The 22,766-nt window shown below is 63.8% G+C and carries 23 protein-coding genes and 1 tRNA gene; 11 read left to right on the forward strand and 13 right to left on the reverse strand.

All coding sequences use genetic code 11. From position 1 onward, the window contains the following. Nucleotides 1-241: 241 nt before the first annotated feature. On the reverse strand, nucleotides 242-880 hold the full coding sequence (gene cmk / locus IVB40_RS35065) for a (d)CMP kinase (protein WP_027514724.1): 639 nt from the start codon (nucleotides 878-880) through the stop codon (nucleotides 242-244). Next, on the reverse strand, nucleotides 877-2,214 hold the full coding sequence (aroA, locus tag IVB40_RS35070) for a 3-phosphoshikimate 1-carboxyvinyltransferase (RefSeq protein WP_247817720.1): 1,338 nt from the start codon (nucleotides 2,212-2,214) through the stop codon (nucleotides 877-879). Before aroA ends, cmk begins: the two co-directional genes overlap by 4 nt. Before the next feature lie 172 nt (nucleotides 2,215-2,386). On the opposite strand from aroA, the gene IVB40_RS35075 reads away from it, so the two are divergent. The 3 genes from IVB40_RS35075 to IVB40_RS35085 all read left to right on the forward strand — a co-directional run bounded on the left by IVB40_RS35075 (nucleotide 2,387) and on the right by IVB40_RS35085 (nucleotide 3,351). After that, a complete protein-coding gene (locus IVB40_RS35075; RefSeq protein WP_007598417.1) occupies nucleotides 2,387-2,797 on the forward strand; it encodes a TIGR02300 family protein in 411 nt (136 codons plus the stop codon). A 66-nt stretch (nucleotides 2,798-2,863) separates the two neighbouring features. Next, a tRNA-Ala gene (locus tag IVB40_RS35080) sits at nucleotides 2,864-2,939 on the forward strand. Between the two features lie 169 nt (nucleotides 2,940-3,108). Next, nucleotides 3,109-3,351 (forward strand): GIY-YIG nuclease family protein, encoded by a 243-nt coding sequence (locus IVB40_RS35085; RefSeq protein WP_247817721.1) that lies wholly within the window; start codon nucleotides 3,109-3,111, stop codon nucleotides 3,349-3,351. A 17-nt stretch (nucleotides 3,352-3,368) separates the two neighbouring features. Here IVB40_RS35085 and IVB40_RS35090 read toward each other — a convergent pair whose 3' ends face one another. Continuing rightward, entirely contained in the window at nucleotides 3,369-3,830 is a 462-nt protein-coding gene (locus IVB40_RS35090) for a MarR family transcriptional regulator (protein WP_247817722.1), read from the reverse strand. 154 nt (nucleotides 3,831-3,984) lie between these two features. Here IVB40_RS35090 and IVB40_RS35095 point away from each other — a divergent pair, with 154 nt between their 5' ends. The 8 genes from IVB40_RS35095 (at nucleotide 3,985) to IVB40_RS35130 (ending at nucleotide 11,248) form a co-directional block, all read left to right on the forward strand. Continuing rightward, nucleotides 3,985-4,410 (forward strand): organic hydroperoxide resistance protein, encoded by a 426-nt coding sequence (locus IVB40_RS35095; RefSeq protein ID WP_007598424.1) that lies wholly within the window; start codon nucleotides 3,985-3,987, stop codon nucleotides 4,408-4,410. A 175-nt stretch (nucleotides 4,411-4,585) separates the two neighbouring features. Continuing rightward, a complete protein-coding gene (locus tag IVB40_RS35100) occupies nucleotides 4,586-5,803 on the forward strand; it encodes a CaiB/BaiF CoA-transferase family protein (RefSeq protein WP_247817723.1) in 1,218 nt (405 codons plus the stop codon). Nucleotides 5,804-6,022: 219 nt separating this feature from the next. Further along, nucleotides 6,023-7,339 (forward strand): sn-glycerol-3-phosphate ABC transporter substrate-binding protein UgpB, encoded by a 1,317-nt coding sequence (gene ugpB, locus IVB40_RS35105; RefSeq protein WP_027566173.1) that lies wholly within the window; start codon nucleotides 6,023-6,025, stop codon nucleotides 7,337-7,339. A gap of 47 nt (nucleotides 7,340-7,386) precedes the next feature. Continuing rightward, a complete protein-coding gene (gene ugpA / locus IVB40_RS35110; RefSeq protein ID WP_027566174.1) occupies nucleotides 7,387-8,268 on the forward strand; it encodes a sn-glycerol-3-phosphate ABC transporter permease UgpA in 882 nt (293 codons plus the stop codon). Next, nucleotides 8,268-9,116: a sn-glycerol-3-phosphate ABC transporter permease UgpE gene (gene ugpE / locus IVB40_RS35115; RefSeq protein WP_211395093.1), complete on the forward strand. Its 849-nt coding sequence runs from the start codon at nucleotides 8,268-8,270 to the stop codon at nucleotides 9,114-9,116. The genes ugpA and ugpE overlap by 1 nt, the downstream gene beginning before the upstream one ends. A gap of 5 nt (nucleotides 9,117-9,121) precedes the next feature. Beyond that, nucleotides 9,122-10,201, forward strand: a complete 1,080-nt coding sequence (locus IVB40_RS35120) for a sn-glycerol-3-phosphate import ATP-binding protein UgpC (RefSeq protein WP_247817724.1) — start codon at nucleotides 9,122-9,124, stop codon at nucleotides 10,199-10,201. 297 nt (nucleotides 10,202-10,498) lie between these two features. Next, on the forward strand, nucleotides 10,499-10,924 hold the full coding sequence (locus tag IVB40_RS35125; protein ID WP_007598583.1) for an Hsp20 family protein: 426 nt from the start codon (nucleotides 10,499-10,501) through the stop codon (nucleotides 10,922-10,924). Nucleotides 10,925-10,975: 51 nt separating this feature from the next. Beyond that, nucleotides 10,976-11,248 (forward strand): DUF1150 domain-containing protein, encoded by a 273-nt coding sequence (locus tag IVB40_RS35130; protein WP_007598581.1) that lies wholly within the window; start codon nucleotides 10,976-10,978, stop codon nucleotides 11,246-11,248. Nucleotides 11,249-11,451: 203 nt separating this feature from the next. Here the strand turns inward: IVB40_RS35130 and IVB40_RS35135 are convergent, their stop codons facing one another. From IVB40_RS35135 to IVB40_RS35180, 10 genes are all read right to left on the reverse strand, one after another. Next, nucleotides 11,452-12,564 carry a tetratricopeptide repeat protein gene (locus IVB40_RS35135; protein ID WP_247817725.1) on the reverse strand — a complete coding sequence of 371 codons (1,113 nt, stop codon included), beginning with the start codon at nucleotides 12,562-12,564 and terminating at the stop codon, nucleotides 11,452-11,454. 102 nt (nucleotides 12,565-12,666) lie between these two features. Continuing rightward, on the reverse strand, nucleotides 12,667-13,128 hold the full coding sequence (gene ptsN / locus IVB40_RS35140; RefSeq protein WP_027514736.1) for a PTS IIA-like nitrogen regulatory protein PtsN: 462 nt from the start codon (nucleotides 13,126-13,128) through the stop codon (nucleotides 12,667-12,669). A 237-nt stretch (nucleotides 13,129-13,365) separates the two neighbouring features. Next, complete coding sequence (gene raiA / locus IVB40_RS35145) at nucleotides 13,366-13,971, reverse strand: ribosome-associated translation inhibitor RaiA (protein WP_027566178.1); 606 nt, start codon at nucleotides 13,969-13,971, stop codon at nucleotides 13,366-13,368. A gap of 80 nt (nucleotides 13,972-14,051) precedes the next feature. Next, the gene (rpoN, locus tag IVB40_RS35150) at nucleotides 14,052-15,665 is read right to left on the reverse strand and encodes an RNA polymerase factor sigma-54 (protein ID WP_247817726.1); all 1,614 of its coding nucleotides are present in this window, start codon (nucleotides 15,663-15,665) and stop codon (nucleotides 14,052-14,054) included. 91 nt (nucleotides 15,666-15,756) lie between these two features. Beyond that, entirely contained in the window at nucleotides 15,757-16,755 is a 999-nt protein-coding gene (gene lptB, locus IVB40_RS35155) for an LPS export ABC transporter ATP-binding protein (RefSeq protein ID WP_027514739.1), read from the reverse strand. A gap of 266 nt (nucleotides 16,756-17,021) precedes the next feature. Continuing rightward, nucleotides 17,022-17,729, reverse strand: coding sequence for an LptA/OstA family protein (locus IVB40_RS35160; RefSeq protein WP_027566181.1), 708 nt, complete (start codon nucleotides 17,727-17,729; stop codon nucleotides 17,022-17,024). 5 nt (nucleotides 17,730-17,734) lie between these two features. Next, nucleotides 17,735-18,463, reverse strand: a complete 729-nt coding sequence (gene lptC, locus IVB40_RS35165; RefSeq protein WP_027566182.1) for an LPS export ABC transporter periplasmic protein LptC — start codon at nucleotides 18,461-18,463, stop codon at nucleotides 17,735-17,737. A 144-nt stretch (nucleotides 18,464-18,607) separates the two neighbouring features. Then, a complete protein-coding gene (locus IVB40_RS35170; RefSeq protein WP_007598566.1) occupies nucleotides 18,608-19,222 on the reverse strand; it encodes a ribonuclease D in 615 nt (204 codons plus the stop codon). A 119-nt stretch (nucleotides 19,223-19,341) separates the two neighbouring features. Further along, nucleotides 19,342-20,856 carry a 4-amino-4-deoxy-L-arabinose transferase gene (locus IVB40_RS35175; RefSeq protein ID WP_247817727.1) on the reverse strand — a complete coding sequence of 505 codons (1,515 nt, stop codon included), beginning with the start codon at nucleotides 20,854-20,856 and terminating at the stop codon, nucleotides 19,342-19,344. Further along, the gene (locus tag IVB40_RS35180) at nucleotides 20,853-22,376 is read right to left on the reverse strand and encodes a hypothetical protein (protein ID WP_247817728.1); all 1,524 of its coding nucleotides are present in this window, start codon (nucleotides 22,374-22,376) and stop codon (nucleotides 20,853-20,855) included. The genes IVB40_RS35175 and IVB40_RS35180 overlap by 4 nt, the downstream gene beginning before the upstream one ends. Nucleotides 22,377-22,766 lie beyond the last annotated feature (390 nt).

Here is a 22,766-nt window from a genome sequence, read left to right on the forward strand (position 1 = left end):
CGGCCGTTGGGTCCTTGGGCGCACCGTACGCGCAGTGTCGGAAGGTCCGCAGAACCTTCGAGCGACCGCTCGCTGCTCCGACCTGGAGGGCGGAACAGCGGAAGCGGGCCGGCTGAGGCCCGCGCATTCGATACGTGGAAATCTTTTGTCCGGAACCTGGATCGCGTCGGCCCCAAGCAGGGACCGAGAGTATCGACCTCAAAGAGCGGGAGCGGGCGCTTCCTCCAATGACGGCAGCGGCTTAACCCCGCGACCGGCCCGCTCGGACGGCCTCGATAATGTCGATGGCGGCCCGGACGCCGCCTTCTATATCCAGTTGGGAGTTATCTAGCAAGTAAGCATCCGCGGCCGGCTTCAGGGGCGCGATCGCCCGGTTCTTGTCGCGTTCGTCACGCTGGATGATGTCGGCGAGCACGGCCGCCTCGTCAGCCTCCTCGCCCCGCGCCTTGGCCTCCATGGTCCGGCGGCGGGCACGGACCTTGGGGTCGGCCACGACGAAGATCTTCACGTCGGCATGGGGGCAGATCACGGTTCCAATATCCCGACCGTCGAGCACGGCGCCGGGCGGATCGGCGGCGAATTGCCGCTGAAAGCTGACCAGCGCCTCGCGCACCCTTGGGATCGCCGAGACGATGGAGGCGCCCTCGCCGGCCTTCTGGGTCTTAAGGGCGGGATTGCCGAACTTTTCAGGATCGAGTTCCAGCGCCGCAGCGACCGCCGCCGCCTCGTCCCGGAGATCATGACCGGACTGCATCAGGGAATAGGCCACCGCGCGATAGATCACGCCGGTATCAAGATGACGGTAGCCGTAATGGTGGGCGAGGCGCTTGCCGAGCGTGCCCTTGCCCGACGCCGCGGGCCCGTCGATGGCGATGATCATGAAAACTCGGCCCCAAGCGAACGCATCATCGGGATGAAATCCGGAAAACTGGTGGCGATGAAGGCGGTGTCATCGACGGTCACCGGCTGGTCCGACGCGCAGCCCATCACCAGCGCGGACATCGCGATGCGATGGTCCATGTGGGTGGCCACAACGCCGCCGCCGGGAACGTGGCCGCGGCCTTCGACGATCAAATCGTCGCCGGAGACCTCGACCTTGACGCCGTTGACGCGGAGCATGGCGGCGGTGGCTTCGAGACGGTCGGATTCCTTGACGCGGAGCTCCTGGAGGCCGCGCATGATGGTCGTGCCCTCGGCGAAGGCGGCCGCCACCGCCAGCACCAGATATTCGTCGATCATCGACGGTGCGCGCTCCGGCGGCACTTCGACACCGCGCAATTTCGAGGCGCGTACGCGCAGCTTTGCCATCGGCTCGCCGGCGTCGCCGCGAACTTCACTTTCCTCGATCGAGGCACCCATTTCGCGCAGCGTGGTGAAAAGACCGGTGCGCAGCGGATTGGTCATGACATCGGACAGGACGAGGTCGGAACCTTCGACGATCAGCGCAGCAACGATGGGGAACGCCGCCGATGAGGGATCGGCGGGCACGACGACATTGGCGCCATGCAGCTCAGGCTGTCCCACGAGCGTGATACGGCGGCCGTGCTGACCTTCCTGCACCGAGGTGATCTCGGCGCCGAAATGCTTGAGCATCAGTTCGGTGTGGTCGCGACTGGCCTCGGTCTCGATGACGGTCGTGGTGCCCGGCGCGGCCAGACCCGCGAGCAGGACCGCAGATTTGATCTGGGCCGAAGCCACCGGCGTCTTGTAGGTGATCGGCAGCGGGTCGCGCGCACCCTGGACGGTCAGCGGCAGGCGGCCGCCCTCGCCGCCGGCGACGACCTTCGCACCCATCTTTTCCAGCGGGTCCAGGATCCGGCGCATGGGCCGGGTGCGCAGCGAGGCATCGCCGTCGAAAATCGCAGAGATCGGGCAGCCTGCGACGGCGCCCATGACGAGCCGGCAGCCGGTGCCGGAGTTGCCGAAATCCAGCGGCGCTTTGGGCTCCGCGAAGCCCGCGACACCCACGCCGTTCACCTTCCAGGCGAAATCGGCTGTGCGCTCGACCCTGGCGCCAAGCGCCTGCATGGATTTGGCGGTGTTAAGGACGTCCTCGCCCTCCAGGAGGCCCGAAATCCGCGTCTCTCCGACCGCGAGCGCGCCGAGGATGAGGGCACGGTGGGAGATCGACTTGTCTCCGGGCACCCGTACTTTCCCGGTCAGGGGGCCGCTGGCGCGCGACTGGAGCGGCGTCGGCTTGTCGGAATCGGTCAACTTTGTGTCCTTGGATAGGCCCGAAACGTCCCTGCGGGACTCGCGGGGCAGGTACCACATGGCCTCCCCGCCGTCACGGGCATGTCGTTCTCCCGCAATGCGCTATTGACAGCGGGCCGCCAACTAGCCAAGTGAAGCACCGCTTTTCAGACATTTCCAGGATTCCTCTGCCGTGGCCAAGTCCGAACTCGGAACTAAACGTATTTGCCCGACCACGGGCAAAAAGTTCTATGACCTCAACAAGAATCCGGTGATCTCGCCCTATACCGGGGAAGTCGTGCCGATCGCGCCCATCGCGCCGGCGCGCGCGCCCCGCGGTGCCGAAGCCCGCCACGCAGCCGCTGCCGCAGACGCCACGCCGGAGCCGGCGGAGGTCGAGGAGGTCTCGCTCGAGGAGGCCGATGCCGAGGAGAACACCGGCAAGGTCAAGGCCGTCGTGCCCGAATCCGAGGACGACATCGAAGTCGATGAGACCATCGAGGACGATGACGACGACGATTCGACCTTTATCGCCGACGACGAAGAAGGCGATGAGGACGTGACCGACATCATTGGTGATGTCGGCGGTGACGAAGAGACTTGAGATAATTCCAGAACTGTGGTTCTGGGTCTTTCCCGACGCGTCGCCCAAGGCGCGTCGGACGGTTAAGGGGCCATAGCTCAGCTGGGAGAGCGCTTGCATGGCATGCAAGAGGTCGGCGGTTCGATCCCGCCTGGCTCCACCACGCTTCGCCCTTCAGGCTACGCCTGGCTCCACCACGCTTCGCCCTTCAGGCTACGCGTGGCGCAGCCGCGCACAGCCTGAAGGGCGAAGCGTGGTGTCCGGCGAAGCCCGAAGGGCGAAGACGGACTGGTGAGATTCCGACACAGCGGCTGCCCAGGCGATAATCGTCAATGTGGTACGTCTACATCCTCCACAGCATCAAATTTCCTGAGCAGGAATACGTTGGGGCTACGGAAGATCTGAAGCGCCGGATTCCAGAGCACAATGCTGGCAAATCCACCCACACCGCCAAGTTCAAGCCTTGGAAGCTGATCTGGTACTGCGCTTTCCCTGACAAGTACAAAGCGCTCGCTTTTGAAGCGTACCTGAAGTCTCACTCCGGCCGGGCCTTCACAAAGAAGCGGCTGTCCTAAGCACGCACTTCTAACCCCTACTCCCCAATCACCGCATTCAACCGATCGCGCAGCGCCACGATCTCGTCCTTCATCGCGACCAGTTCCGAGACTGAGCAGTCCGTCGCCGCCAGGATCGAATGCGGCACGGAGCGCGCCTTGTCCTTCAAGGCGTGGCCCTGCGGCGTCAACGCGATCAGCACCTGACGTTCGTCTTCGCTCGAGCGCGTGCGCTTGACGAGGTGGGCCGCCTCGAGCCGCTTGAGCAGCGGCGTCAGCGTGCCCGAATCCAGGTGCAGCTTTTCGCCGATGCTCTTCACCGGCACGTCGTCGCGCTCCCACAGCACCAGCATCACCAGGTATTGCGGATAGGTCAGGCCGAGCCGGTCCAGCAGCGGCTTGTAGACGCGGTTGAAGGCATGCGCGGCCGAATAGACCGCGAAGCAGATCTGGTTATCGAGGCGAAGCGGCGCGTCCGCTGCCGAATGTTTCCGGGGCATCGAGAATCTCACGGGACTTGCTCCATTCTGGGGCCGGCCGGCGGCATATTCAATTGCGAACAATTAAATGTGAGGCACCGTAATTTAAATTGCGCACAATCTAATTGCTTGCGATAAGGATCGCACCCCACCCGAGAAACACAGGGAGACGAAAATGTCAGTGAACGTCCTCTACAAGACCAGCGCAAAGGCCACCGGCGGCCGCGACGGCCATGCCGCGACCCTCGATGGCGCGCTCGACGTCAAGCTCACCACGCCGAAGGAACTCGGCGGCGGCGGCGGTGCCGGCAACAATCCCGAGCAGCTGTTTGCGGCGGGCTATGCCGCCTGCTTCATCGGCGCGATGAAGTTCGTGTCCTCGCAGGGCGGCCCCAAGGTTCCGGCCGACGCCTCCGTGACCTCGACCGTCGGCATCGGCCCGCGCGCGGCCGGCGGCTTCGGTCTCGACATCGACCTCGCGGTCTCGCTGCCGGGCCTCGCCCGCGCGGAAGCCGAGGCGCTGGTCGAGAAGGCGCACCAGGTGTGCCCGTATTCCAACGCGACGCGCGGCAATGTCGACGTTCGCCTGACGGTCGTCTGATCGGGTAGCTGAAGCGGCTGGCCCGGGATCCCCCTCGGGCCGGCCGCTTCCCATGATTTGCCATCCCACGGGATTGCGGCGAGCGGCCTGCATGACGCCCTACGCGGGAAGCCATTGCCGGCCCGGACGAACCTCGTTAGGCCTGTGATCACATCGACACATGGGACGCGAAGGCATGACTGAAGCCGCCAGTTCTGGAGCTGCCACGGGCGCAATGAGCGGCCTGCGCGTCATCGATCTCACGCGCGTGCTCGGCGGTCCCTATTGCACCCAGATCCTCGCCGACCATGGCGCCGACGTGATCAAGGTCGAGCCGCCCGCCGGCGACGAGGTGCGCGACTGGGGCCCTCCTTTCCACGAAGAAGACGCGGCCTATTTCATCGGCATCAACCGCAACAAGCGCTCGATCGGCCTCGACCTCGCCTCCGAGGGCGGCCGGGCCGTGCTGCTCAAGATGCTGGAGAGCGCCGACGTCCTGATCGAGAACTTCAAGCCGGGCACGCTGGAGAAATGGGGCATCGGCAACGAGGTGTTGCGGGAAAAATTTCCGCGGCTCGTGCATTGCCGGATCTGCGGCTTCGGCGCCGACGGCCCGCGCGGCGGCAATCCCGGCTATGACGCCATCATCCAGGCCATGACCGGCATGATCGCGGCGACCGGCTCGCCCGAGAGCGGACCGATGCGCATCGGCGTGCCGCTGGTCGACATCGGCACCGGCCTCTACGCGGCGATCGGCATCCTGATGGCGCTGTCGGAGCGGCAGCGCTCGGGCCAGGGCCAGTTCCTCGAGACCACGCTGTACGAGACCGGTCTCGCCATCATGCATCCGCACACCGCGAATTATTTCATGCATGGCAAGCCGCCGGCGCTCACCGGCAACGAGCATCCCAACCTCGTGCCCTATGCGATCTTCCCGACCAAGACCGACAACATCTTCATCGGCGTCGGCAATGACGGCACCTTCCGCAAGCTCGCCAAGGAGATCGGCAAGCCCGAGCTCGGCACCGATCCGCGCTTTGCGCGCAACAAGGACCGCATCGCCAATCGCGAGGCACTGCGGGCCGAGCTCGCCGCCGTGTTCAGCCAGCACGAGGCCGAGCCGCTGTGCAATCGCCTGCTCGCCGCGGGCCTGCCCGCAGGGCCCGTGCAGAAGATCGACCAGGCGTTGACCAACCCGCACACGATCGCGCGCGGCGATATCATCGAGAAGGATTGGTACAAGGGCGTGGCATCCCCGATCCGGCTCGATCGCAGCAAGCCGAGCCTGCGGCGCCTGCCGCCGAAATTCAGCCAGCACGCGGCCGAGGTGCTGGGCGAATTCGGCTACTCCAGGTCCGAGATCGACGCGATGGTCGAGCAGGGCACGGTCTGCGGACCCGAGCGCAAGCGCTAGCGCCTCGCCTTCCACATCCGACGGCAATGCCGCACTGCGGTGCGGGCGCTCTGTGCATCGCGAACGGAGGACGCTGCGCGCGCGGCATTCGCCTATTTGACAGCTTCCCTTTTCCAGCGCTTGCCGCTTTCGTTTCGGCCGCTTACACAGTCATGTGAACGTCATATGGCGCTGCTAGCGCAAGCGATCATTTTTGACGGCCCAAGGGAGGTTTACTTGATGGCTCTTCGACACTTTGGAGCGGCTGCCGCTATTGCACTCACGGTTGGACTATCGGCCTCACCGGCCTTGGCCGTGACCGAAATCCAGTGGTGGCACGCGATGACCGGCGCCAACAACGACGTCATCGTCAAGCTCGCCACCGACTTCAACGCGTCGCAGAGCGACTACAAGGTGATCCCGACCTACAAGGGCAACTATCCCGATACGATGAACGCCGGCATCGCGGCGTTCCGCGCCGGCAACGCCCCGCATATCATGCAGGTGTTCGAAGTCGGCACCGCGACCATGATGGCCGCGACCGGCGCCGTGAAGCCCGTCTACAAGCTGATGGCCGACGCCGGCGAGAAGTTCGACCCCAAGATCTACCTGCCCGCCATCACCGGCTATTATTCGACGTCGAAGGGCGAGATGCTGTCCTTCCCCTTCAACTCGTCCTCGACCGTGATGTGGGTCAACCTCGACGAGCTGAAGAAGGCGAACGTCGAGATTCCGAAGACCTGGCCCGAAACGTTCGAGGCCGCCAAGAAGCTGAAGGCTGCCGGTCACGACACCTGCGGCTTCTCGGGCTCCTGGATCACCTGGGTCAATCTCGAGCAGCTCTCGGCGTGGCACAACGTGCCGCTCGCCAGCAAGGCCAACGGCCTCGACGGCTTCGACACCGTGCTCGAGTTCAACGGACCGCTTCAGGTCAAGCATCTCGAAACCCTGGTCGAGCTGCAGAAGACCAAGACCTATGACTACGCCGGCCGCACTAACACCGGCGAGGGTCGCTTCACTTCCGGCGAGTGCCCGATCTACCTGACCTCGTCGGCCTTCTTCGGCAACGTCAAGGCGCAGGCCAAGTTCGCCTTCACCGCCGTGCCGATGCCGTATTATCCCGACGTCAAGGGCGCGCCGCAGAACTCGATCATCGGCGGCGCTTCGCTGTGGGTGATGGGCGGCAAGTCGGCCGAGGAATACAAGGGCGTCGCAAAGTTCCTGACCTTCCTCTCGGACACCGACCGCCAGGTCTATATCCACAAGGCCTCGGGCTACCTGCCGATCACCAAGGCGGCCTATGCCAAGGCAAAGGAAGAGGGCTTCTACAAGGATCAGCCCTATCTCGAGACCCCGCTGCTCGAGCTGACCAACAAGGAGCCGACCGAGAATTCGCGCGGTCTGCGCCTCGGCAACATGGTGCAGCTGCGTGACGTCTGGTCGGAAGAGATCGAGCAGGCGCTGGCCGGCAAGAAGACCGCCAAGCAGGCGCTGGATGCCGCCGTCGAGCGCGGCAACACGATGCTGCGGCAGTTCGAAAAGACCGCCGTCAAGTGAGGCAATGAGCGGCAGGCCGCGACCCGGTCTGCCGCTCTGCTGGCATCATGCAAAAGCAAGCCATTTTCCAGTCAAGGCTGTTACCGTACGCGCTGGTTGCGCCGCAGCTCGCGATCGTCCTGATTTTCTTCTATTGGCCGGCCCTGCAGGCGGTGATCCAGTCCTTCCTGCTCCAGGATGCGTTCGGGCTGTCGACCACCTTTGTCTGGTTCGAGAATTACGTCGAGCTGTTCAAGGACGCGGCCTATTTCGAGGCGATCGTCCGAACCTTCTTGTTCTCGTTCGCCATCGCCGTCTCGTCGCTGTCCTTCGCGCTGCTGCTCGCCGTGATGGCGGACAAGCCGCTGCGTGGCTCGATGCTCTACCGCACGCTCCTGATCTGGCCCTATGCGGTGGCGCCGCCCGTGGTCGGCGTGCTCTGGATCTTCATGCTGCATCCCTCGCTCGGCGTGCTCTCGCGCTATCTGCGCAACATGGGCATCGACTGGAATCCGCTGCTCGACGGCGACCAGGCCGCGGCGCTGATCATCCTCGCCGCCGCGTGGAAGCAGATCTCCTATAATTTCCTGTTCTTCCTCGCCGGCCTGCAGGCGATCCCGAAGAGCGTGTTCGAGGCCGCCGCGATCGACGGCGCCCGTCCGATGCGGCGGTTCTGGACCGTGACCTTCCCGCTGCTGTCGCCGACCATCTTCTTCCTGCTGGTGGTCAACATCGTCTACGCCTTCTTCGACACGTTCGGCATCATCGACACGATGACCCGCGGCGGTCCCGGAACGTCGACGGTCACGCTGGTCTACAAGGTCTATTCCGACGGCTTGCTCGGCGGCAATCTCGGCAGCTCGGCCGCGCAATCGGTGATCCTGATGGTCATGGTCATCGTGCTGACCGGAATCCAGTTCCGCTTCGTCGAACGCAAGGTGACCTACTGATGGTCGAGGAAGAGGGCTTCCGGCGCTACGTCGCCCACATCATCCTCTGGATCGGGATCGCGATCGTCGCCTTCCCGGTCTACATCGCGTTCGTCGCCTCGACCCAGGACAACGCGCTGATCGCCAACGGGCAGATGTCGCTGCTGCCGGGCGGTCATTTCTTCGAGGTCTACTACCAGACCATTTTCGTCGGCACGAGCGGATCGACCCGCGAGCCCGTCGGCAACATGATGCTGAACTCGCTGGTGATGGCGCTGCTGATCGCGGTCGGAAAGATCGCGATCTCGATCATCTCGGCCTACGCGATCGTCTATTTCCGGTTTCCGTTCCGGATGCCTATCTTCTGGATCATCTTCATCACGCTGATGCTGCCGGTCGAGGTGCGCATCTATCCGACCTACAAGATCGTCGCAGATCTGCACATGCTCGACAGCTATGCGGGCCTCTCACTGCCGCTGATCGCCTCGGCCACCGCGACGCTGCTGTTCCGCCAGTTCTTCATGACCGTGCCGGACGAGCTGCTGGAGGCCTCCCGCATCGACGGCGCCGGCCCCTTGCGCTTCTTCTGGGACACGTTGCTGCCGCTGTCGCGCACCAACATGGCGGCGCTGTTCGTGATCCTCTTCATCCTCGGCTGGAATCAATATCTCTGGCCGCTGCTGATCACCACCCGCGACGACATGCAGACCATCCAGGTCGGCATCCGCAAGATGATCACCACCACCGACGCGCTGACCGAATGGCCGATCGTGATGGCGACCGCCGTGCTCGCGATGCTGCCGCCGGTGTTCGTCGTCGTCGTGATGCAGAAATTGTTCGTGCGCGGACTCGTGGAGACGGAAAAGTAGATCCCATGGCTAACGTCACCCTGCGCAACGTCCGCAAGACCTATCCCGGCGGCTTCGAGGCCATCAAGGGCGTCAACGTCGACGTCGGCGACGGCCAGTTCTGCGTGCTGGTCGGTCCCTCCGGCTGCGGCAAGTCGACATTGCTGCGCATGGTCGCAGGACTCGAAACCGTCACCGGCGGCGAGATCGACATCGGCGGCCGCATCGTCAACCAGATCGAGCCTGCCGATCGCGACATCGCGATGGTGTTCCAGAACTACGCGCTCTATCCGCATATGAGCGTCTTCAACAACATGGCTTACGGCCTGCGCAACCGCGGCATGAAGGAGGCCGAGGTCAAGACCCGCGTCGACGAAGCCGCGCGCGTGCTCGAGCTCACGTCCATGCTGGAGCGCAAGCCGCGCCAGCTCTCCGGCGGCCAGCGCCAGCGCGTCGCCATGGGCCGCGCCATCGTGCGCCAGCCGAAAGTGTTTCTGTTCGACGAGCCGCTGTCCAACCTCGACGCAAAACTCCGCATCGCGATGCGGGTCGAGATCCGCAAATTGCAGCGCCGGCTCAACACCACGTCGATCTACGTCACCCACGACCAGCTCGAGGCGATGACGCTCGCCGACGTTCTCGTGGTGATGAATGGCGGCCAGGTCGAGCAGGTCGGCAATCCCTTGGCGATCTACGAGAAGCCGGCGACGACTTTCGTCGCCTCCTTCATCGGGGCACCGCCGATGAATCTGATGTCGATCCGCGCCGACGAGATCAAGTCGCAGCTCGGCAGCACCGACGCCGGCATCCTCGGCATTCGCCCGGAAGATTTCGTCATCACCGACCAGACCCCGGCCGGCGGCGTCGCGCTCCCGCTCACCGTGGAAGCGATCGAGCGCGTCGGCGCCGAAACCTTCGTCTACGGCACGCGAGCTCAGGACGAGCAGCGCATCGCCGCCAATCCCGGCGAGCTGCCGCCCGGCGAGGTCATCGTCCGCATCCCCGGCTCAGAGGCGCCGCCGATGGGCGCGAAGATCCGCGTCGCGGCGATGCGCCAAAAGCTGCATCTGTTCAGCGGCGACGGCCGGACGCGGATCGAGGCCTGACCGGGCTCCGCGGAGCCGTCGATTAAAAAAACGCGAAAACAACCCCATGCACAGTAGAAGGGGGTTTGTTTTCGTTGAGAAAAATCGCGCCGCAATTTCGTCGTGCCGGGCTTGTCGCAGGCGTTTCGCGCCATGACGGCAAGTCAGCCTTTCTGCATGGCAGAGCGGGTCAGCTGCCAATCCACAGCCCCCGGCTACGTCCTTGAACCCACACGCGGATATGCCCATATTGCTGATCAAGGGGTGCCTGTACGGGCCCTGATGCACCAAAGTCGCTTCGAGAGGACTTTGTAAACTATGTCTCGTGTTCCCACGCTTTCCAGTCCGTTCCTTCTGGGCTTCGACGAGATCGAGCGCGTGCTCGATCGGGTCGTCAAAGGTGCCGACGGTTACCCTCCCTATAATATCGAGAGGTGCGACCGGTCGGAGGGCCAGCCCGAGCGGTTGCGAATCACGCTGGCGGTCGCCGGATTCACCCGCGACCAACTCGATGTAACCATTGAGGAAAACCAGCTCGTCATTCGCGGGCGGCAGCAGGACGACAAGACCCGGCAATACATCCATCGCGGCATCGCCGCGCGCCACTTCCAGCGCACTTTCGTGCTGGCGGAGGGGATGCTGGTGCTGGGTGCGGATCTGAAGAACGGATTACTGGCGATCGATCTTGCCCGGCCGGAACCGGAGAGGATCGTTAAGACAATCGCTATCAATGAGCACGAATAATGGAACGAGTAGCGGACTCGACCGCTTAGTTTCTGTGAAGGAGTCGAGACCATGAGTGAAGGTCACGTTGCGTTCGAATACGAAGCCAAGAACGTCTCGCCGGAGACGCTGGCAACCCTCGGCGAAGGCCATATCGCCTATGTGAAGCAGATCCGCTCCGAGGATGTGCCGGGCCTGTTTCCCGAAGCGCCGAAGATCGCGCCGGGCCTCAAGCTCTTCGCGCTCCACGCCGCCGACGGCACGCCGATCATGCTGACCGACAGCCGCGAAGCCGCGATCGCAAATGCCTGGAGCAACGAGCTGCAAGCGGTGAGCGTGCACTGAGCACGCGCACGTCGCACGAATAGAGTTTCAAGCGGGCATGCCTTCGCAGGAAGGCGTGCCCGTTTTATTTCGGCTGCTGAAGTTTCCACGTCGTCATTGCGAGCGCAGCGAAGCAATCCAGAATATTTCCGTGGAGGCAGTCTGGATTGCTTCGTCGCAAGAGCTCCTCGCAATGACGGAGTCGAGAGCGCGCGGCTCCGCCGTCACTTCACAAAACCAAGTCCTTCGCGCGCTGTGTCCACGGCCCATTTGTCGCTCAGTGGCAGCGCGAGCACGCTGTTGAAATCCGCGCGCGCATGTTTGGCGTCGGACATCATCATGTAGAGGAGAGCGCGGTTGACCAGGGCGAGCTGGCTTTTCGGATCGAGCCTGATCGCCTCGTTGTAGTCGGCGAGCGCGCGATCGTGCTGTCCCATGTCCCGAAACAGACCGGCGCGACTGCTGTAGGCCTCCGAATTCCCCGGCCGTAATCGGATCAGTTCGTCGAAATCGGCAAGGGCGCGTTTGTCGTCGCCCTTCCCGTGCAGGACGACGCCGCGAACCAGATAGGCCTTTTCGAAAGACGGCCTAATCCTGGTAACGTCATCCAGCTCCCGGATGGTGCTGTCGGCGTCGTCCTTCTTCAGGAACACCATGGCCCGGCAATAGTGGCCGCCGGCACTTCCGGGCTCCAGGCGGACGGCGCTGTCGCAGTCGTCCAGAGCTGCATCGATCTCACCCTTGTTGAGGCGAACGGTGCTTCGCAACTCGTAGGGCCAGGCGGCGGCCGGATTGCGCTGCATCGCCTCGCTGTAGTCGGCGACGGCGTGATCGGTGTCACCCTTGGCCGCATACACCTCCCCTCGCATGACGAGCGCACGGTAAGCCTGCTTGGGGCTGCGTTCGATGGCCTCGGTGAAGCCGGCGATCGCGCGATCGAAATCGCCCCTGCTGAAATACGCCTCGGCGCGCGAGGTGTAGGACGCCCCATAATTTGGGTCGAGGCGAATGGCCTCGTTGTAATCGATCATGGCGTGCTCGCGATCGCCTTTGGCAGAATAGGCGCGACCGCGGCAGTGATAGGCTCGCCCGAAATTCGGATCGATCCGGATCGCGGCGCTGCAATCCTCGAAGGCGCGATTCCAGTCGTGCTTGATGTAGTAGGCTTCGCCGCGCAGCTCGTAAGCGACCGCATTGGTTGCGTCGGCTGCGATGATCTCGGTCTTCTCCGCGATGACGCGGTCGTTGGACGCCTCATCGGCGCGGGCCACGGCGGTGGCGACAATGGTGATGGAGCAAAGCAGACCAAAAACCCGCCCGATCGAACCGCAAATCATCTTGCAAAATCCCCGCGCCGAAACGTGCCGGAGACGACATATCGCAACGCCCGGCTGCCCAATAAGTCGCGGACGGCGCTGCGTCGGTTCGAGGGAGAAGGGTTACGCCGCAGTTGCCGGCGGCAGCGCCAGCACGGAATAGATCGCCTGGGCGTCGCGCGAGGCGCGGAGCTTTTTGGCGATGTCCTGGTCGCGCAAAAGGCGGGCGATGCGGGCAAGCGCCTTGAGGTGATCGGCGCCGGCGCCTTCGGGGGCGAGCAGCAGGAAGACGAGGTCGACCGGCTGGCCGTCCATCGATTCGAAATCGATCGGACGATCGAGGCGCGCGAACAGGCCGAAGATCTTTTCCAGCTTGGGCAGCTTGCCATGGGGAATGGCAACGCCGTAGCCGACCGCGGTGGTGCCGAGCTTCTCGCGCTGCAGGAGCACCTCGAACACGGAACGCTCGTTCTGCCCAGTCAGCTCGGCGGCCTTGGCCGCCAGTTCCTGAAGCGCCTGCTTCTTGCTGTTGACCTTCAATGCCGGGAGAATCGCCTCGGGCGCGACCAGATCGGTAATCGGCATGGAAGTCTTCCGAGGTGAATGAAAACGTCAGGTTCCGAATTGGCCAGCCTGGACAAAGAACCGGGCGGGCCGACGTCAAGAAGTTGAAGCAGGAGGCGGACTTAGCTCGCCCCTGATGTGGGGGGCTTCTACTCCAACGCAATCCCGGTGCCAACTCCCGCGTGCAGCTTTGCCCCGGTCATTGTTAAGGCGGAAAGGGGCCCCCGGCGCGGGGGCCCCAGGGCGTCGCCCGCGGCCTCAGGCCTTGCCATCCGCCTTGGCCCCCGGGGGATCGATCCAGCCGACATTGCCGTCGGCCCGGCGGTAAATGATGTTCACCCGGCCCGAGGAGCCGTGCTGAAACACCAGGCAGGGCGCCCCGCTGAGGTCGAGTTCCATGACCGCTTCGCTGACGGACAGCGGCTTCAGCGAGGTGGTGGCCTCGGCAATGATGACGGGGCTGTAGCCGGTGATCTCGTCCTCGTCCTCACCCTCGCCCGGGGCTTCCAGCACGTAGCTGGTGGCATCCATCGCGGCCAGCGCCGCGGAGGCGACATGGGCCTTGCGGGCGGAGCGATCCTTGAGCCGGCTCTTGTAGCGCTTGAGCCGCTTCTCGATCATCACCAGCGCCTGGTCGGCACTGGCATAGGCATCCGGTGCGTTCGAATCGGCCTCGAGCGTGATTCCCGAATCAAGATGCAGCGCACAGTCGGTGCGGAAGCCGAAGCCGTCCTTGCTCAGCGTGATGTGGCCGGAATAATTGCCGTCGAAATATTTGCGCAGGACCTCTTCAGTCCGGTCGGTGACACGGCCGCGCAGGGCCTCGCCGACGTTGACGCTCTTTCCCGAGATGCGGAGAGTCATGTGAACCTCGCTTGGTTCGTGCCTGGCCAGGATCGGGCCCGATAGCAGATCGAGAGTAGCGCGATTTGGCGCCGGCGCAATCAGGCCGGTTCGGGATTGCGGGAGCGATCGGCCATGGCGGTGGAGAGGACGTTACCAAGAGCGCTCTGCTTGTCGCGACGGCGTTGCACCGAGGAAGGAATGCGCATGGCTTCGCGGTACTTCGCGACCGTGCGGCGGGCAATATCAATGCCCGAGCCGCGCAAGCGTTCCACGATGGTGTCGTCGGACAGGATCGCGGACGGCGCCTCAGCATCGATCAGCAGCTTGATGTGGTGACGCACGGCTTCGGCCGAATGTGCCTCGCCGCCATCGGCCGAGGCGATCGAGGCCGTGAAGAAATATTTCAGCTCGAACGTGCCGCGATTGGTCGCCATGTATTTGTTGGCGGTGACGCGCGACACCGTGGATTCATGCATCTGGATGGCGTCGGCGACGGCCTTCAGATTCAGCGGTCGCAGATGCGCCACGCCATGGGTGAAGAAGCCGTCCTGCTGGCGCACGATCTCGGTTGCGACTTTCAGGATGGTGCGGGCGCGCTGGTCGAGCGCGCGCACCAGCCACGTCGCGTTCTGAAGCGCGTCGGTGAAATACGATTTGTCGCCGTCCTTGCCGATCTTCTTCGAGAGCTGCGAATAGTAGGTCTGGTTGACCAGCACGCGCGGCAAGGTGTCGCTGTTGAGCTCGACATGCCAGCCGCCGTCGGGACCCGGACGGACATAGACATCGGGCACCATGGTCTGGAGCCGGGCCGTGCCGAACTTCATGCCGGGCTTGGGATTGAGCCGGCGGATCTCGCCGATCATGTCGGCGATGTCCTCATCGTCGACGCCGCAGAGCTTGCGCAAGGCCGCGACGTCGCGCTTGGCGAGGAGATCGAGATGCTCGACCAAGGCCTGCATCGCGGGATCGTAGCGGTCGAGCTCGCGGAGCTGGATCGCCAGGCATTCGCTCAAACTGCGCGCGCAGACGCCGGGCGGATCGAATTTTTGCAGGACGGCAAGAACGTTCTCGACGTCCTGTTGCGATGCGCCGAGCCGTTCGGCGGCCTGGCCGAGATCCGGGGGCAAATAGCCGGCCTCGTCGACGAGGTCGATCAGATACTGGCCGATCATGCGCTGCGCGGCCCCGGTGAAGGCAACCGAGAGCTGCTCGGCGAGATGGTCGCCGAGCGTCAACTCCGCAGCGACGAAGGCTTCGAGATTGTAGTCCTCGTCACCGGAGGCGCCGCCGCCCCATTCGGTATAGGTGGTCGGCGCGGCATCCTGGGCGGTGCGGGCGGCCGCCTCGGCCGGTTCCTCGGAGAAGACGTTGTCCAGCCCGGTGTCCATGGTCTGCTCGATCTCGGCGCGGGTGCCGAGATCCTTGCTCATCCACTCTTCCTGGCCGGGCTCGAACGCTTCGCCCGGGCCGCCGCCGGGCTCGTCGTTATGGCCGCCGTCGCTGTCGTTGAACTGGCCGGTCTCGGCCGGGCCCTCGCCCGCGGGCGGCTCGTCATTGGCCCGCTCCAGCAGCGGGTTACGCTCGAGTTCCTCTTCGACGAAGGTCGTGAGATCGAGATTGGACAATTGCAGCAGCTTGATCGCCTGCATCAACTGCGGCGTCATGACCAGCGACTGCGATTGCCGGAACTCTAATCTCTGCGAAAGCGCCATGAAGCAAGAACCGATCCCAAAAAGTTGGTCCGATTTTTGCTTATCCTAGTCCAAGCCCGATGTACACGTCTTGACGAATTGGAAAAACGGGCTAGAGGCGGAATTCCTCGCCAAGGTAAAGGCGGCGCACGTCCGGATCGGCCACGATCTCATCCGGGCTGCCCTCGGTCAGGATCTCACCGGCATAGACGATGTAGGCGCGATCGGTGAGGCCTAGTGTCTCACGCACATTGTGGTCGGTGATCAGCACGCCGATGCCGCGGTTGGTGAGGTGGCGGACGAGGTCCTGGATGTCGCCGACCGCGATCGGATCGATGCCGGCAAAGGGCTCGTCGAGCAGCATGTAGTTCGGACGCGTCGCCAGCGCACGCGCGATCTCGACGCGGCGCCGCTCACCGCCGGACAGCGCGATCGACGGCGATTTCCTCAAGCGCGTGATGTTGAATTCGTCGAGCAGCGAGTCGAGCTGCTGCTCGCGCTTCTTGCGCGAGGGCTCGACCACTTCGAGCACGGCACGGATGTTCTGCTCGACGGTGAGACCGCGGAAAATCGAGGCTTCCTGCGGCAGATAGCCGATGCCGAGCCGCGCACGCTGATACATCGGCAGCTTGGTGACGTCGTGGCCGTCGAGCTCGATCGCACCGCGATCGGCCTTGATCAGGCCGGTGATCATGTAGAACACGGTGGTCTTGCCGGCGCCGTTGGGGCCGAGCAGGCCGACCGCTTCGCCGCGGCGCACATAGATGCTGACGCCGCGCACGACCTGGCGGCTGCCAAAACTCTTTTCCACGCTATGCACAGCCAGAAAGCCCGGGCGCTTCAAGAGCTGAGGCCCGCCGGAACCGTTAGGTCTGCCGGCAGCCCTCACGGGGTGAACCGCCTGGGCCCGAGGCGGCTCGGCCTGATAGTCGCCCTGGAATTGATCGGGCGCATGCATCGGTTGGTTACGGGCGATCGGCGGCGCGTCCCTGACCGGGCTGGCCACGAGACCGCCGACGCTGTCACCGAGCGCGGTGATGTCCTGGCGCGCAAATCCTGGCCGGCCGCGTTTGGCGGGGCGCCGACGGAACATGCTGAAGAGATCGACCATCCCCGCCTTCTAGCCTTTCGCGACGATCCTGCGCGATATTCGCGCGATCTGCCGCGCCGGCCTCAGGATTCGCCGACGCAGCATGAATGAAGGGATGTCTCATGCCCAGTGAAACACGCCCGAAAAGCGGCGAACCCCGCTTCGAAAGCCCTTTGCGCTAGATACAGTCTCGACGGGCAAGCTTCAACCTCGGATCGGGAGTGATCGAGCCAAGCAACTGAAATCATTCTTCAAATTTACTTTGCCTGGCTTGGACTTAACTGGGCTTATTTGGGCTTATTTGCACCAGGCAATTGCAGAGGTCCCGCGCCGGGCTTGCCCGCGCCTCCGGATCCGCAATCATTGCCGCCTTGCGGCAGCAGCGCCTGCACCCGGCCGCTGTCGGATTCCACACGCGACACGCCCGTGGTCATGTCGACCGCCAGCCGGTCGCCGCGCAGCACGTTCTTGCACTGCGTCAAGACGACGCCGCCAAGCATGGTGATGAGGTTGGTGCGGGTGTCGAACACGGCGGTCTCGCCCGTCACCACCTGGTCCTTCTGGGTGACCACGACATTGCCGCGCGCCTCCAGCCGCTTGATCGAGGAGTTCCCGCCCGGCCCCGGCGTCGCCGACTGCATCGGCGCCCCCTTTGCCGCCTTTGCCGCAGGCTGTGGCGTGGCGGGCTTGTCGCCGCCCGAATCGTAAAACACCACCAGCGTCTTCGAGGTCATGGTGGTGTCGCCCTGGATGACCTTCACATTGCCGGAGAAGGTCGCTTCCTTTTTCTTGTCGCGCATCTCGAGCGAGGCGGCTTCGATCTGGATCGGCTGATCGCGGTTCTGCGAGAAGCCCTGCATCGCGTTGGGCACGCCTTGCATCGTGCTCTGCGCGCTTGCCACACCCGTTGCAATCAGTGCGATGCCGACGGCGAGCGCGGCCGCACCGGGGATGACGCGCCGCTTGTCGTCGTTGCGCGGGAAAAACCTGATCATGAAAATCACTTTGAATTGGCGGACTTGTTCTGGGGCGTACGTGTCTTCGCCGCCGGCGCGGGTTCGGCCGGCGCAGGCTGAGCGGCGGCGGGATCGTCCAGCTTGTCGAGGTGCATCACCACATTGCCTTCGAAGCGGATGACGTCGCCGCCCTCCGTGATCCGCAGCCGATCGGCGGTCAGCGTTCCGTTGGTCAGCTTGACGTCGACATGCTCATCCGAGGAAACCGTACCCTTGCCCATGTCGACGAAGGCCGAGTTCAGCCGCGCCTCGTAGCCGGTCGAGGTGCGCAGGAAGATGTCCTTGTGCAGGTCGAGCTGTTGCTGCTTGTTGTCGAACCGTCCGGTGCGGGCATCGAGGAACAGGGTCGATTGGTCTTCCATCAGCACCTTCGCGCGCAGATCATGGAGATCGACATGATCGGGATCGGTGATGTCCTGGGTCGCGGTCTTGGCCCAGAGCTCATAGGGCCGCTGGTCCGGCGTGAAGCCGGACATATGCGGCGATTCCATCGTGATCTTGGTGCCTGTCACCACGAGATTTCCGGAGTCGAGCTTCACGGGGATCTGGAACGGGTTGAAGATGGTCGAGATAAGGACGAGCAGACCCATCGCCGCAGCCACCGTCGCCGGCACCGCGACGCGCAGAATCCGCACCAGGCGGCTGTGGCGCGCCGCGCTGGCGAACTTCGCCGCAAGCGCGGCATCGTAGGTGACATTATGGGCCGAATTCACCTGGGCTCCTGAGGTGTCGCCCGCCTTGTCCGGCCGGCGGGCGCCCCATTGTAGCCGGCAACGCCAAAATATGCAGCCAGCGACAGGCTGTTACGAAAGTGTCTGAAACGGGGCGACCGCCCCACCCGGCTGCTACGCGAAACGCTAGGAATGCGCGAAAATGTCCTCTTCGGCCCAGCCCTGGAGATCGAGCAAGGCGCGGGTCGGCAGGAAGTCGAAACAGGCTTTGGCCAGCGCCGTGCGGCCTTCCCGCGCCAGCATGGCATCGAGCCGCTCGCGCAAGCCGTGCAGATGCAGCACGTCGGAGGCGGCGTAGGCGAGCTGCGGCTCGGTCAGGCTGTCGGAACCCCAATCACTCGATTGCTGCTGCTTGGAGAGATCGACATTGAGCACCTCGCGCACGAGGTCCTTGAGACCATGGCGGTCGGTATAGGTGCGGATCAGGCGGGAGGCGATCTTGGTGCAGTAGATCGGCCCGGTCATGACACCAAACGTCTGATACAGCACCGCGACGTCGAACCGCGCAAAGTGGAAGATTTTCGTGTTCGCGGGATTGGCCAGCAGCGCCTTCAGGTTCGGTGCGTCGGTATGACCTTTGGGGATCTGCACCACGTCCGCGCTGCCGTCGCCGGGCGAGAGCTGCACCACGCAGAGCCGGTCGCGATGCGGGTTCAGGCCCATGGTTTCGGTGTCGATCGCGACCGCTCCGGTGTAGCGGGACAGATCGGGCAGGTCGCCGCGGTGCAGGCGTACGGTCATGGCGTTTCAAACCTCAATCGAATCGGTGCGCCTAGGCAGGCTAATCCCCAGGACAGATGCTGGCGAGGGCTGGCCGCGATGTATCCGCTGCCAGCCGCTGGCGCAAGCATTTGGCGCGGCTAGTAGTTCAGGCGCACGAGCACGTCGTTGACGCCGAACGGGCTGGCGGGCGCATCGCAAGCCCCGCGTCGCGCGAAGACGCAGGCAAGCTTGTCATCGCTCATCATTGCGCAACTTCGTGGCGAGAAATCCGCCGGCAATTCGCTGGCCAGGCTCGCCGGGCCGATGATGCGGTTGAACCCGGCCTGGTGCGTCCTCACCACAGCCGGAAGTCGCCCCTTGGCCAGGGGGTCGTCCCTATAAAAGGAATAGATCGGCCGGCGGGCCGCGAGCTGCCCGCGTCCGGGCACAAAGGGATAGTTGATCGCGTACAGGGCCAGACCGCAAAATTCAGGATCGGCCTCGAGCTCCGCCATCAGCTGGGCCACGCCGATGCCGCGCATCCAGTTGTCACGCATGATCAGCGTTGCGCCCGACAGACCGAGCGAGAGCAGCAGCCAGCCGCCGCATACGACGGCAAGTGAGCGCCACGGGTTCTGCCGGCGCATCATCTGGACCCAATCGGCGGAGCCAAGCCCCGCCGCGATGATCAGCAGGGCGATCGACAGGAAAATGAATCGGTATTCCTTGTGCACGATCATGCTGTGAAACGCGACGTTGCCGACGGCCGCGACGATCAAAAGGGGGGCATGTCGCCAACCGCGCCAGAGCGCCAGCAGCATCAGCAGTGTCGCTCCCGACCACAGAATTGAAGCCTGCAGAACGTAGGCGGCCGCCGGCGCGTCACCGAATTCCGATGCGCGGTCATGCAGGAGGTTTTGCTGAATATTCTGAACGAGCCACGCAAACGGCGCTGAGCCGTGGGCCAGGTCGATGGCGCCGGACAGCACCAGGACGACGCATCCGCCCGCGACCAGCCCGATCGTGTTTCGCAGGTCGCGCCAGCACGCCGCCAACGCAAACACCGCGCAAGCCGGCACATATTGAAAGCGCCAGACGCAGGCGAGAGCGAGCAATGCGCCCGCGGTGAAGAGCCGGTTGCGCGCGAGCTCGCCCGTCAGCAGATAGGCCGCCGGCAGGATCACGGCCGTCGCCAGCGGTTCGCTCAGCGTGTGGGGCGCGTAATAGACCAACTCGAACCAGACCGCGGCGGCAAACGCCGCAACGATAGCATGCGACCTGGAGATGCGTTCGCCGAAATGCCAGGCCGTGACGACGATCGACAGCGAGGCGAGCCCGACCACCAGGCGAGGCACGACGAAGGCCCCCCACCCGCCCGGCGCAAGCCAGTCGCCGAGAGCGACCGGCCCTGCGAACAAGGTCGGCAGAAACCAGCTCCGGATGCCGTCGCGCCATTCCCAGGTGACGACACCTTGGTGGCCAAGCAGGCGCCAGGCCGGCTCCAGATATTGATACAGCTCGTCGACGTGAACGATGTTCGGCCAAAAGGCGAGCGGCAGCCGGACTGCCGCAGCCAGTAGCAGCAATGCGCACAAGGCGCCGTACCGCGTCGCGAAGCTTTCGGCTTTGGCGGCGGGCGCGATCGCGGGCAGAGCTGCGGCGCTGGTCGTCATTGTGTTTTGGCTTCGCCAGCCAAACTGGATTGGGGCCTGACGTAAACGGTCACGTAAGCGCCCGTGTATTGCTCGCGCCAGCCTCGCCGCTCCACCAGGAACTGTCGCAGCTGTTCGTGCGCCTTGACCCACAGCACGGCGTCGATCCGGTATTTATCGAGCACCATGTCCCACGCCGCTTCGTCGATCTCCCAGCTCACCAGCTTGAAATAGTCACGCAGCAAATCGTCCGGATAGGCGGTCGCGGCGCGGCCATCGACGAACGGGCGAACGATGCCGTGCGTCCCGAAAATCAGGTAGCCGCCGACGTTCCAATGGTTCAGGACCCGCGCGTCGGCGAGATGCTTTTGCAGATAGCCGGCATCTTCGCTCGACAGCATCGTCGGAAGTGCGAGCGCGGGCGCAACGCGCAAGTAAGCCAGCGGCAGGGTGCCGAGACCGGCGATGCCGGCGGCCAGCAACGCTCCACGCACGTCAACGGCGGTGAGACGCCGAGGCAGCAAGCGGCTGAGGTGAAGCGCCATCGGCACAGTCGAGAAGATGAAGAAGAACGCGATGTACCTGAACTGACACAGTCCCAGAATCAGGAACAGCCAGGACATCAATCTCGGTTCGAGCGGGACTGGCCTGGAGTTTCTGTAGCGAAGCTCGAGCGCGACGAAGGCCAGCATGTACAGGATGCCCGGAATGCTGCCGGGTATTTCAATGTTGTCGTAGTAGGACCGCCATTCGGTAATATTACCCTGGACGAAGTGCCCCATCGTCGCGGCGGCACCGGCATAGATATTCCAGCCGAGCGGATTGACGAATGTCGCAGCGAGGCACCCGATCGCCGCGAGAGCAAGGCCCCTGAGATCGGCCCAGACGCCTCTGAGGAAGGCGGCGCCGCAGAAGACGCCAATCACGAAAAACCCGAGCAGGAAACCGCCGTGCAGATTGGCCCAAAACGCCATCAACACGGGAAGCACGAACCATCGCGTACGTCGCAGGCATTCGCGATAGAAGACGACGCAGAACAGCATCGTGCATGTATTCGGCGCGACCGCGAGATACATGTTCGGCGCAACTTCGTAGGCGGGATAGAGCAGGCAGGCCAGGAAGACTGCCACGCAAACCGCAATCGCCGACGCACCGTAGCCGAGAGAGATCGCAGTCAGGATGCCGGCAATCGCTGCACCACAGGCCACCGTCGACAGGACGAGGCCGCCGAAGCCCGCGTATTGAAGCGTCGCACTGGCAAGCGCGTCCCAGAGCCAGGACAGATTGAGCCACGACTTGTCGCCGTGGGTGAACGACCAGGTGTCGTGGAGCGGGATGGCGTTGCGTTCCCGGATGAGATCTCCGGCCGCGAGATGCCAGCCCAGATCGTAATGACCGAGCAGAAGCGGCGCGTTCAAGACGTAGAACAGGCAAATGAACGAGATCAGGAACAGATAAATTCCCGATCTCAGGAAGAACGGGCTGATCGCGTTCGCAACCTTGTCGAATGCCGGCTCGTGCCAGACCTGGTGCTGATCCACCGTTTCCCTCACGACAAAGCGAGCCCGATGGCTCCGTGCTCGCCGACGGCCGGATGCGAGCCTGCCCGCTGACTTAGGGCCAGTTTGTCTAAAGTCGGGTAAATTCGGACGGTGCAATCGATGGGGTTTTGCGGAATGAAAATCGGCCCGACCGCCGGCTTCGAAAGCCTCCAAGCGGCTGTTCCGACTTGAAAATTTTAACGCCCAAGAGGCAGAGCCCGTGCGTGCCTTAACCGGTCCCGCCGTCATTATTCGTCAGCGTAGCTCCTGTTCCACATTCAAGTGAACCAACGCTGGGCCTTCGATGACCAAAGTTGCATGTATCACCTATTGGTCGAAAATCTCGTAAGTCAGGTCAAGGCGCATTCAAAGGCATTGATTGGAGAGGGC

It is taken from the genome of Bradyrhizobium sp. 40, assembly GCF_023100925.1.
Taxonomy (GTDB): domain Bacteria; phylum Pseudomonadota; class Alphaproteobacteria; order Rhizobiales; family Xanthobacteraceae; genus Bradyrhizobium.

Excerpts from the sequence above, each read along its gene's own strand:
- ptsN (WP_027514736.1), bottom strand. The coding sequence starts at position 13,128 with ATGCCGATTACCGATCTGGTCGCGCCCGAGGCGATTCTCCCGGCATTG.
- IVB40_RS35120 (WP_247817724.1), top strand. The coding sequence starts at position 9,122 with ATGGCTAACGTCACCCTGCGCAACGTCCGCAAGACCTATCCCGGCGGC.
- IVB40_RS35130 (WP_007598581.1), top strand. The coding sequence starts at position 10,976 with ATGAGTGAAGGTCACGTTGCGTTCGAATACGAAGCCAAGAACGTCTCG.
- IVB40_RS35085 (WP_247817721.1), top strand. The coding sequence starts at position 3,109 with ATGTGGTACGTCTACATCCTCCACAGCATCAAATTTCCTGAGCAGGAA.
- IVB40_RS35160 (WP_027566181.1), bottom strand. The coding sequence starts at position 17,729 with ATGATCAGGTTTTTCCCGCGCAACGACGACAAGCGGCGCGTCATCCCC.
- IVB40_RS35100 (WP_247817723.1), top strand. The coding sequence starts at position 4,586 with ATGACTGAAGCCGCCAGTTCTGGAGCTGCCACGGGCGCAATGAGCGGC.
- ugpA (WP_027566174.1), top strand. The coding sequence starts at position 7,387 with ATGCAAAAGCAAGCCATTTTCCAGTCAAGGCTGTTACCGTACGCGCTG.
- cmk (WP_027514724.1), bottom strand. The coding sequence starts at position 880 with ATGATCATCGCCATCGACGGGCCCGCGGCGTCGGGCAAGGGCACGCTC.
- ugpB (WP_027566173.1), top strand. The coding sequence starts at position 6,023 with ATGGCTCTTCGACACTTTGGAGCGGCTGCCGCTATTGCACTCACGGTT.
- IVB40_RS35125 (WP_007598583.1), top strand. The coding sequence starts at position 10,499 with ATGTCTCGTGTTCCCACGCTTTCCAGTCCGTTCCTTCTGGGCTTCGAC.
- raiA (WP_027566178.1), bottom strand. The coding sequence starts at position 13,971 with ATGACTCTCCGCATCTCGGGAAAGAGCGTCAACGTCGGCGAGGCCCTG.
- IVB40_RS35175 (WP_247817727.1), bottom strand. The coding sequence starts at position 20,856 with ATGACGACCAGCGCCGCAGCTCTGCCCGCGATCGCGCCCGCCGCCAAA.
- IVB40_RS35095 (WP_007598424.1), top strand. The coding sequence starts at position 3,985 with ATGTCAGTGAACGTCCTCTACAAGACCAGCGCAAAGGCCACCGGCGGC.
- IVB40_RS35170 (WP_007598566.1), bottom strand. The coding sequence starts at position 19,222 with ATGACCGTACGCCTGCACCGCGGCGACCTGCCCGATCTGTCCCGCTAC.
- lptB (WP_027514739.1), bottom strand. The coding sequence starts at position 16,755 with ATGGTCGATCTCTTCAGCATGTTCCGTCGGCGCCCCGCCAAACGCGGC.
- IVB40_RS35090 (WP_247817722.1), bottom strand. The coding sequence starts at position 3,830 with ATGCCCCGGAAACATTCGGCAGCGGACGCGCCGCTTCGCCTCGATAAC.
- ugpE (WP_211395093.1), top strand. The coding sequence starts at position 8,268 with ATGGTCGAGGAAGAGGGCTTCCGGCGCTACGTCGCCCACATCATCCTC.
- rpoN (WP_247817726.1), bottom strand. The coding sequence starts at position 15,665 with ATGGCGCTTTCGCAGAGATTAGAGTTCCGGCAATCGCAGTCGCTGGTC.
- IVB40_RS35135 (WP_247817725.1), bottom strand. The coding sequence starts at position 12,564 with ATGATTTGCGGTTCGATCGGGCGGGTTTTTGGTCTGCTTTGCTCCATC.